5 protein-coding genes are annotated in these 4115 nt (G+C 39.2%); 4 read left to right on the plus strand and 1 reads right to left on the minus strand.

Annotation, left to right across the window (positions count from 1 at the left end; translation table 11 throughout):
* The coding region (locus tag GQR55_RS19670) for an EF-Tu/IF-2/RF-3 family GTPase (RefSeq protein WP_240916927.1) at window positions 1-471 on the plus strand (471 nt) is incomplete at its 5' end.
* Window positions 472-1079: 608 nt separating this feature from the next.
* Here GQR55_RS19670 and GQR55_RS19675 read toward each other — a convergent pair.
* On the minus strand, window positions 1080-1940 hold the full coding sequence (locus GQR55_RS19675; protein ID WP_002958889.1) for a YicC/YloC family endoribonuclease: 861 nt from the start codon (window positions 1938-1940) through the stop codon (window positions 1080-1082).
* Window positions 1941-2119: 179 nt separating this feature from the next.
* Between GQR55_RS19675 and rph the strand changes: the two genes are divergently transcribed.
* Genes rph through GQR55_RS19690 form a run of 3 tightly spaced genes read left to right on the plus strand, consistent with a single transcriptional unit; the run spans window position 2120 to window position 3933 of the window.
* Window positions 2120-2833, plus strand: a complete 714-nt coding sequence (gene rph, locus GQR55_RS19680) for a ribonuclease PH (RefSeq protein WP_002958890.1) — start codon at window positions 2120-2122, stop codon at window positions 2831-2833.
* 18 nt (window positions 2834-2851) lie between these two features.
* Window positions 2852-3496, plus strand: coding sequence for an orotate phosphoribosyltransferase (gene pyrE / locus GQR55_RS19685; protein ID WP_166421927.1), 645 nt, complete (start codon window positions 2852-2854; stop codon window positions 3494-3496).
* Between the two features lie 56 nt (window positions 3497-3552).
* A complete protein-coding gene (locus GQR55_RS19690; RefSeq protein ID WP_166421928.1) occupies window positions 3553-3933 on the plus strand; it encodes a diacylglycerol kinase in 381 nt (126 codons plus the stop codon).
* Window positions 3934-4115: the final 182 nt, after the last annotated feature.

A 4115-nucleotide genomic window follows, 5' to 3' on the forward strand; every position in this document is an offset into this window, starting at 1 on the left:
ATCAATGACGAAGTAGAAATTGTTGGTATCAATGATACAACTCGTTCTACTTGTACTGGTGTTGAAATGTTCCGTAAGCTTCTAGACGAAGGTCGTGCTGGCGAAAACATCGGTGCACTTCTACGTGGTACTAAACGTGAAGACGTTGAACGTGGTCAAGTACTAGCTAAGCCTGGTTCAATTAACCCACATACTACATTCACTTCAGAAGTATACGTACTTTCGAAAGATGAAGGTGGTCGTCATACTCCATTCTTCAAAGGTTACCGTCCACAGTTCTACTTCCGTACAACTGACGTAACAGGTGACGTACAGTTACCAGATGGCGTAGAAATGGTAATGCCTGGTGATAACATCAAGATGACAGTAACTCTAATCGCGCCAATCGCGATGGATGAAGGTCTTCGTTTTGCTATCCGTGAAGGTGGTCGTACTGTAGGTGCTGGTGTTGTAGCAACTATCGTAGCGTAATTATTAGCCTAGCTAATTGTTACCAAAAAGCCCGAGCTTAGTCTCGGGCTTTTTAATGCCTAAAATAAAGTGTCATATGAAGGTGGCGCTCTTACCTTAGGCGTAGGTACTTTGTAGCAACGTTCAAAGCGTAATTATTAGCTTAGCTAATTGTTACCAAAAAGCCCGAGCTTAGTCTCGGGTTTTTTAATGTCTAAAATAAAGTGTCATATGAAGGTGGCGCTCTTACTTTAGGCGTAGGTGCGTTGTAGTAACGTTTAAAGCGTAATTATTAGCCTAGCTAATTATTACCAAAAAGCCCTAGCTTAGTCTCGGGCTTTTTAATGTCTAAAATAAAGTGTCATACGAAGGTGGCGCTCTTACTTTAGGCGTAGGTGCGTTGTAGTAACGTTCAAAGCGTAATTATTAGCCTAGCTAATTGTTACCAAAAAGCCCGAGCTTAGTCTCGGGCTTTTTAATGTCTAAAATAAAGTGTGATTTGAAGGTAAGGATTTCACATTAAGCGAAGTGCTAGGTAACAACATTCGAAATATCATTATTGGTATTAATAAAAAACCCGAGCCAAGCTCGGGTTTGATAAGTAATGAATATTCTATATTGGCTGAAAATTATTCAATGTTTTGAATTTGTTCTCTCATTTGTTCAATCAACACTTTTAGCTCTACAGCGGCAGTAGTAATGTCACTATTGATAGACTTAGATGCCAATGTATTAGCCTCACGATTAAACTCTTGCATCATAAAATCTAAACGACGACCACATGCGCCACCTTTTTTAAGGATTTTTTTAGTTTCTTTAACGTGAGACTTTAAACGATCTAATTCTTCAGCTACATCCTGTTTTTGAGCAAGATAAATAAGTTCTTGTTCAAGGCGTGACTCGTCAATGTTTGCTGTTAAGTCTTCTAGCTTTTGAGCCAGTTTTTCACGCTGCCACTTAGCAATCTCAGGCATATGCGTTTCTACAATTTCTACTTGCTCTAAAATCGCATCAAGGCGGATTGCTATCATTTCTTCAAGGTTTGCACCTTCATCGCCACGAGCTGATTTAAAATCTTCGATTACTTGATCAAGACCAGCAATTAGTGCTGTATTAACGCTATCCATATCAAGTTCTTCAGCTTCCATAACACCAGGCCAACGCAATATATCAACAGGATTAATGTCGCCATTACTTTGCTGTTGAACCCATTTAGCACTATTTATAAGTTGCTCAGCAAGGGCTTGGTTAATTGATAGCTCACCAACATGGGCAGGATTTGCTACAAACTTTAAAAAAACCTCAACTTTACCGCGTTGTAAGTGTTTGCGTAAACGCTCACGAATAACTGGCTCCATGCCACGAAATTGCTCTGGTGCGCGAATAAATGTTTCAAGGTAACGCTGGTTCACTGAACGAACTTCCCAAGTGCCAGTTCCCCAATCGCCTTTTATTTCGCGACGCGCATAAGCTGTCATACTGTGGATCATGGATATTTTCCTAAATTTATAAATACAATATTACGATGATTATACCGTAACACCGCTTAAGCTCTAGGGAAAATTTAATACACTGAATATTTTGCATACAGCTATTTATTTAAATCAGCATGGTATCTATACCCACATACACTTATAATGTCGCAAATTCTGAATTAAGGGGATCGTCAATGCGTCCAAGCGAAAGAACACCTAACCAAATTAGACCTGTTACATTTACACGTAATTATACTTTGCATGCTGAAGGCTCAGTACTTGTTGAGTTTGGTAACACCAAAGTACTTTGTACAGCGACTGTTGAATCGGGCGTTCCTCGTTTCATGAAAGGCCAAGGTAAGGGTTGGATTAATGCTGAATACGGTATGTTACCGCGAGCAACGCATACACGTAATGCGCGTGAAGCTGCACGTGGTAAGCAGGGCGGTCGTACTATGGAAATTCAACGCTTAATTGCACGTGCACTTCGTGCGGCTGTTGATTTAAAAGCCCTTGGTGAAAACACGATTACTATCGACTGTGATGTTATTCAAGCAGATGGTGGTACACGTACTGCTTCTATAAGTGGCGCATGTGTTGCACTAGTTGATGCACTAACGCATATGCGTGCTAAAGGTATGATTAACTCAAACCCACTTAAGCATATGATTGCGGCTATTTCAGTCGGCATATACAAAGGTCAAGCAATTAGCGATTTAGAGTATATAGAAGATTCAGCTGCTGAGACTGATATGAATGTAATTTTAACTGAGACAGGTAAAATTATTGAAATTCAAGGTACAGCCGAAGGTGAACCTTTCTCGTTTGATGAGCTGGATGAATTACTTACTTTAGCCAAACATTCTATACGCGAAATCATTGACGTACAAAAGCAAGCATTAGCATAAATAGGTAGGCCACTAGATATGAAAGATTATCAAAAAGAGTTTATAGAATTTGCTCTAGAGAAGCAGGTATTAAAGTTTGGTGAGTTTACTTTAAAGTCAGGGCGAACAAGTCCGTACTTTTTTAACGCTGGCTTATTTAATACTGGTCGTGATTTAGCGCGTTTAGGTCGCTTCTATGCTGCAGCATTGGAAGATTCATCGATAGAGTATGATGTATTATTTGGTCCTGCTTATAAAGGTATTCCAATAGCGACAACAACAGCAGTTGCATTAGCAGATCACCATGATAAAGATGTACCGTACTGCTTTAACCGTAAAGAAAAAAAATCACACGGTGAAGGTGGCACATTAGTGGGTTCAGAACTTAATGGCAAAATAATGCTAGTTGATGATGTAATTACCGCTGGTACCGCTATACGTGAGTCTATGGAAATTATTGCTGAGAATGGCGCAGACCTTAGTGGCGTTTTAATAGCATTAGATCGCCAGGAAAAAGGTAAAGCTGAGTTATCAGCTATTCAAGAAGTTGAGCGCGACTTTGATACCAAAGTAATCTCTATTGTAAAATTAGCTGATCTTATTAGCTACCTTGAAGTTCAAGGGACGATGGACGAACATTTAGCCTCAGTTAAAGCTTATCGTGATCAATACGGTGTAGCATAAATAAAAAGCCTCGCAATGCGGGGCTTTATTTTGACCTTCATTCATAGAGTTTATTAATGAAAGATATACTTAAACCAAATGGCTTAGGCCTCAAACGTGTTTTCAAAGCAACTTATTGTTCCTACCTAGGCTTTAGAGCTGCATTAAAGGAGGAAGCTGCATTTAGACAAGAGCTATTACTAAGTCTTATATTATTTCCTATTTCATTTTGGCTTGCTTCATCATTACTGCACTGGGCAATATTAGTAAGTTCACTGCTGGTTATACTAATAGTTGAATTATTAAATTCTGCCATCGAAGCATTAACAGACAGAGTAAGTACAGAATTGCATGTGTTATCGGGTAGAGCTAAAGATATGGGATCTGCAGCCGTAACACTTTCATTAGCGATCGTGTTGATCATTTGGGGTGCAAGCCTCTACATGAAGATCGTTTGATACAATTTTTGATACTAGAATAGTTAAAACGCCTTTAGTTGTTAATAACTTGCTAGTTATGTTGTGTTTTTAACGTGTTTAGCTCAAATACTCAGCGAACAGCACTTTATTTCAAGTTTTCTTCAAAAAAGGGTTGATCTGTTTTCGGATCTCCCTATAATGCGACCCCACTGAGACGGGAA

The sequence above is a fragment of the Pseudoalteromonas sp. Z1A8 genome, from assembly GCF_011378855.1.
GTDB lineage: Bacteria > Pseudomonadota > Gammaproteobacteria > Enterobacterales > Alteromonadaceae > Pseudoalteromonas.

What these genes read in the sequence shown, in the direction of transcription:
- GQR55_RS19675 (WP_002958889.1), bottom strand. Translation starts at nt 1,940, where the DNA reads ATGATCCACAGTATGACAGCTTATGCGCGTCGCGAAATAAAAGGCGAT.
- rph (WP_002958890.1), top strand. Translation starts at nt 2,120, where the DNA reads ATGCGTCCAAGCGAAAGAACACCTAACCAAATTAGACCTGTTACATTT.
- pyrE (WP_166421927.1), top strand. Translation starts at nt 2,852, where the DNA reads ATGAAAGATTATCAAAAAGAGTTTATAGAATTTGCTCTAGAGAAGCAG.
- GQR55_RS19690 (WP_166421928.1), top strand. Translation starts at nt 3,553, where the DNA reads ATGAAAGATATACTTAAACCAAATGGCTTAGGCCTCAAACGTGTTTTC.